The following is a 3938-nucleotide window of genomic DNA, read 5'->3' on the forward strand; positions in this document are numbered from 1 at the left end:
GGTGGAGCCGTGGGGGATCGAACCCCAGACCTCTGCAATGCCATCGCAGCGCTCTCCCAGCTGAGCTACGGCCCCAATCCCTTTGGGAAGGCGTCGCCCATATCCGGGCGACGCTTCCATTGCAAGCGGTCTAAACCGCCTTGGTTAACGATCTTTGATCAGCGCGCTTGCCTCAGCGCTCTTCTTCGTCGCCGCCGGTTTCGACGCCGAGATCGTCGTCGCCGCCCAGATCGACTTCATCATCGGGCGACGGCTCTTCATCGTCGGCCGCGATGTCCAGATCTTCGGCCGCATCAGCGAGATCATCGTCAGTGACCTTGATCGCCGCCTTGGGCGCGTCAAACGGCAGCGGCTGCTTGGACTTCAGGATCGGTTCGGGTTCCCAAGCCTGCCCGCATTCAATGCAGGTGACGGGATCATCCTTGCCGAGATCATAGAAACGCGTGGCGCATTTCGGGCACGTCCGCTTCGTGCCCCATTCCGGTTTCACCATCGGTGACCTTTCGTATGGGATATTGCCAGGAGAATGCCAGCAAAGTGGCGCGCGCCTTGCCATAGCGCAAGGGCGCTGTCAAAGCCGCGCACCGTGACGCACTCGCCCGCCCCCTTTACCCTTGCCGCGCGCGGCCCCCTGCATGGCACCATCACCGTGCCCGGCGACAAGTCGATCAGTCACCGCGCGCTGATGTTTGCCGCGCTCGCCGTCGGCACCAGCCGGATCGAGGGGCTGCTCGAGGGGGAGGATGTGCTCGCCACTGCCGCTGCGCTGCGGGCGATGGGCGCGACGATCCTGCGCGGTGATGATGGCGTGTGGACGGTCGACGGCGTCGGCGTCGGCGGGCTGCTGCAACCGCAACAAGCGCTCGACATGGGCAATTCGGGCACCTCGACCCGGCTGCTGATGGGCCTCGTCGCGAGCCACCCGATTACCGCGACCTTCATCGGCGATGCCTCGCTGTCGAAGCGGCCGATGAAGCGCGTGATCGATCCACTCGCGCAAATGGGCGCCGACATCACTGCAAGTCCCGGCGGCACGCTGCCGCTGATGGTGCGCGGGCTGTGTCCTGCGGTGCCGATCAGCTACACGCTCCCGGTCGCCTCGGCGCAAGTGAAGTCGGCGGTACTGCTGGCCGGGCTCAACACGCCGGGCATCACCCGCGTGATCGAGCCAGTGGCGACGCGCGACCATAGCGAGCGGATGCTGGCAGGTTTTGGCGCGGCGTTGACGGTCGAACAGACGAATGAGGGCCGCGTGATCTCGCTCCACGGCGAGGCTGAGCTGACGCCCCAGAACATCGTCGTGCCCGGCGACCCCTCGTCGGCCGCCTTCTTCCTCGTCGCCGCGAGCATCGTGCCCGGGTCGGATATCGTCGTCCGCAATGTCGGTCTCAACCCGACGCGCACGGGCCTGATCACCGCGCTCAGGCTGATGGGCGCCGACATCACCGAACTCGACCCGCGCGTCGTCGGTGGCGAGCCCGTCGCTGATCTGCGCGTCCGCCACGCCGCGCTCACCGCAATCGACGTGCCCCCCGATCTCGCGCCGAGCATGATCGACGAGTACCCGGCGCTGTTCGTCGCGGCAGCCTTTGCGACCGGCCGCACGGTCGCGCGCGGCGCCGAGGAATTGCGCGTCAAGGAATCGGACCGGATCGCCGTCATGGCCGCCGCACTCAGCGCAATCGGCGCGCAGGTGGAAGAATTTGACGACGGCCTCGCCATCACCGGCTCGGGCGGTGAGGCGCTCAGCGGTGGCGCGACCATCGCCACCCATCTCGATCACCGCATCGCGATGAACCTCGCGGTCGCCGCCCTCCACTGCCGCGCGCCGGTGACGCTCGACGATGCCGCGCCGATCGCGACCAGTTTTCCCGCGTTTCTGGAAATGCTTGACGGGCTTGCCGCGAATCGCCTTGGGGATGGCGCATGATCATCGCTGTCGACGGACCCGCCGCATCGGGCAAGGGCACGATCGCGCGCGCGCTCGCGAAACATTATGGCTTGCCGCATCTCGACACCGGGCTTCTCTACCGCGCGGTCGCGCTCAACGTGATGCGTCACGATCTCGACCCGGCGATCGAGGCTGACGGCGTCGCGGCGTGCGATTTCGATGAAGCGATGCTCGCCGACGAAGCGCTGCGAAGCGATGAGGTCGGCAAGACCGCCTCGATCGTCTCGGCGCATCCGCTGGTGCGCGCGGCGCTGATGGCGCGGCAAAAGCGCTTTGCGAGCCAGCCCGGCGGCGCGGTGCTCGACGGGCGCGACATCGGCACGGTGATTGCCCCCCATGCCGATGCCAAGCTGTTCGTGCGCGCGACGCCCAACATCCGCGCGCGCCGCCGCCACGCCGAGCTGCGCGGGCGCGGGCAGGACGTCAGCATCGACAGAGTGCTCGCCGACATCCGCGCGCGCGATCAGCGCGACAGCCAGCGCGCGACCGCACCGCTGGTGATCGCCAATGACGCGGCGCTGCTCGACACGAGCTTCCTGTCGATCGACGCCAGCGTTCAGCGCGCGATTGCACTGGTCGAGGAACGGCGCGGACGGACCTAGCCCTTCGGCTTCGCCTCGCTCGCCAACCGCTCGCCGAGAATCTTGGTGTAGCGTGCGCTCAAGTCGCGACACGCGCCAGAATCGATAAAGGGATTAGGCTTCGGCTGAAGTTCGAACGCCGCGAACTTCGTGTCGCCACCTGAATTGTCGGGGTGCGCGGTGAACAGCACATCGCACGGCGTCGCCCCCACCCGCGCGATCGTGCGCCGGAACGCGGCGACATAAGCCGCATGGGCGGGATCGGAGAAACGATAGCCGTCGACCGACACCGGGTTCAGACTGGAGGCGAAGACCATGTTCAGGCACCGCGCGCCGTCGCACGATTGCCAGCGCCAGCTCATGCTGCCTGCGGTATGGCCGGGCGTTGCAAGCGCTGTCACCGTCACTGACCCAAGCCTGATCGCCTCGCCGTCGCGGACCACGCGCAGCTTGCCAGTTACGGCGGGCAGCGCGGGGAGCTGGCCGAATTGCGGGTCGTCAGCACCGCTCTTGCCCGCGCGCAGCACAGCGGCGGCAGGCGCGCTCGCGACCACGGTCGCGCCGGTATCGCGCGCGAGCGCCGCCAGCCCGCCGGCGTGATCATAATGCGGTTCGGTGCTGAGAATCAGCTTCACATCGCTGAGCTTGAAGCCGAGCGCGCGGATATTCGCCTCGACCGCCGTCACCGATTGCGGCAGCGCCGAATCGATCATGATCAGCCCCGCGCCGCTATCGATCAGCACGACATTCATCTTGCGGAAGCCGACCAAATAGGTGTTGCCATAGATGCGCTTGGGCGGCTGCGGCGCGAGCCAGCGCGCGGCATAGTCGGCCGCAATCGGGCGGGTCAGCGGATCATCGACCGCCTGTGAGGCGGCAACGCTCGCCACGCCAAGCGCCGCGACCGATGCGATGATCCATCCAATACGGCGCATGTTGCCTCCCCCTGCCAAGACCAAAGCCGCTATAGACAAAGGCGTGGGCGCAGCAACTGGCCGCGCGCGCCTTGCCTCTTTGCCCCCCATGCGCTATGGCGCGCCCGTCCAGCGGGCAGGTGCTCGCGGAAGAAGGCGCGGAGTCCTGTACTCCTGCGCCCTTTTCGCATTTTATGCGTCTAGGCTCTTCCGTGTCGTTTGTCCGCAGGATGCCGCGTCCGGCAATCGGCCGCCGCGGCAGCATGGCCAAAGACCGCCGGAGACAACCGGCTGGCCGGAAACTGACTTGGGATACTGATACTTTATGGCCTCTTCGGCAAACCCCACACGCGACGATTTCGCGGCACTTCTGGAAGAAACGCTCGGTGATGCAGACGGCTTTGAGGGCCGCGTCGTCAAGGGCACCGTTACCGCGATCGAGAATGATCTCGCCGTCATCGATGTGGGGCTGAAGTCCGAAGGCCGCGTGCC

5 protein-coding genes and 1 tRNA gene are annotated in these 3938 nt (G+C 66.8%); 3 read left to right on the forward strand and 3 right to left on the reverse strand.

Going from position 1 to position 3938, the window contains the following annotated elements; translation table 11 throughout:
• Positions 1–2: 2 nt before the first annotated feature.
• Both K2W81_RS10500 and K2W81_RS10505 read right to left on the reverse strand, forming a co-directional pair.
• Positions 3–75 (reverse strand) — tRNA-Ala (locus K2W81_RS10500).
• A gap of 97 nt (positions 76–172) precedes the next feature.
• On the reverse strand, positions 173–493 hold the full coding sequence (locus K2W81_RS10505) for a TIGR02300 family protein (RefSeq protein WP_294104061.1): 321 nt from the start codon (positions 491–493) through the stop codon (positions 173–175).
• 93 nt (positions 494–586) lie between these two features.
• Between K2W81_RS10505 and aroA the strand changes: the two genes are divergently transcribed.
• Positions 587–1930 carry a 3-phosphoshikimate 1-carboxyvinyltransferase gene (gene aroA / locus K2W81_RS10510; protein ID WP_294104062.1) on the forward strand — a complete coding sequence of 448 codons (1344 nt, stop codon included), beginning with the start codon at positions 587–589 and terminating at the stop codon, positions 1928–1930.
• Positions 1927–2553, forward strand: a complete 627-nt coding sequence (gene cmk, locus K2W81_RS10515) for a (d)CMP kinase (RefSeq protein ID WP_294104063.1) — start codon at positions 1927–1929, stop codon at positions 2551–2553. The genes aroA and cmk overlap by 4 nt, the downstream gene beginning before the upstream one ends.
• Here the strand turns inward: cmk and bla are convergent.
• Positions 2550–3467, reverse strand: a complete 918-nt coding sequence (gene bla / locus K2W81_RS10520) for a subclass B3 metallo-beta-lactamase (RefSeq protein ID WP_294104064.1) — start codon at positions 3465–3467, stop codon at positions 2550–2552. The genes cmk and bla overlap by 4 nt on opposite strands.
• Before the next feature lie 304 nt (positions 3468–3771).
• On the opposite strand from bla, the gene K2W81_RS10525 reads away from it, so the two are divergent.
• The coding region (locus K2W81_RS10525) for a S1 RNA-binding domain-containing protein (RefSeq protein WP_294104065.1) at positions 3772–3938 on the forward strand (167 nt) is incomplete at its 3' end.

Origin of the sequence: Sphingomonas sp. (assembly GCF_019749955.1) — a bacterium.
Taxonomy (GTDB): Bacteria; Pseudomonadota; Alphaproteobacteria; order Sphingomonadales; family Sphingomonadaceae; genus Sphingomonas.

Bases quoted from the DNA above. Each gene is read 5' to 3' on its own strand.
- K2W81_RS10505 (WP_294104061.1), bottom strand. From the start codon at position 493: ATGGTGAAACCGGAATGGGGCACGAAGCGGACGTGCCCGAAATGCGCC.
- bla (WP_294104064.1), bottom strand. From the start codon at position 3,467: ATGCGCCGTATTGGATGGATCATCGCATCGGTCGCGGCGCTTGGCGTG.
- cmk (WP_294104063.1), top strand. From the start codon at position 1,927: ATGATCATCGCTGTCGACGGACCCGCCGCATCGGGCAAGGGCACGATC.